Here is a 601-nt window from a genome sequence, read left to right as displayed (position 1 = left end):
GTCCTCGATGCCGCGTCGCCCCAGGATGGTCGCCCCAGTGGGGAAGTCGGGTCCCTTGATGCGCGCCATGAGGGCCTCGAGCAGGTCCTCACGCGTGGCCTCGGGGTGCTCCAGGGCCCACTGCACGCCCGAGGCGACCTCACGCAGGTTGTGCGGGGGGATGCGGGTGGCCATGCCCACCGCGATTCCCTCCGACCCGTTGACCAGCAGGTTCGGGAAGCGCGCAGGCAGGACGACCGGTTCCTGGGCGCGACCGTCGTAGTTGTCCTGGAAGTCGACGGTGTCCTCGTCGATGTCGCGGACCATCTCCAGGGCCAGGGGTGCCATCCGGCACTCCGTGTACCGGGGGGCGGCGGGGCCCAGGTTGCCCGGGGATCCGAAGTTCCCCTGTCCGGCGACCAGGGGATAGCGCATCGACCAGGGCTGGACCAGGCGAGCCAGGGCATCGTAGACGGAGGCGTCGCCGTGGGGGTGGTAGTGGGCGAGCACGTCGCCCACCACGCGCATGCACTTGTAGAAACCCGCAGTCGGGCGGTAGCCGCCGTCGTACATCGCGTAGAGGATGCGGCGGTGAACGGGCTTGAGACCGTCACGCACATCG

General features: G+C 69.7%; 1 protein-coding gene. It reads right to left on the bottom strand.

Going from position 1 to position 601, the window contains the following annotated elements:
* Positions 1–601: DNA gyrase subunit A (locus FK530_RS24915; RefSeq protein ID WP_331456381.1), on the bottom strand; the 601-nt coding region annotated here is incomplete at both ends.

Origin of the sequence: Tsukamurella conjunctivitidis (genome assembly GCF_007858475.1) — a bacterium.
In the GTDB taxonomy this organism is placed as follows: domain Bacteria; phylum Actinomycetota; class Actinomycetes; order Mycobacteriales; family Mycobacteriaceae; genus Tsukamurella; species Tsukamurella conjunctivitidis.
This window is presented reverse-complemented; position numbering and strand designations above follow the sequence as displayed.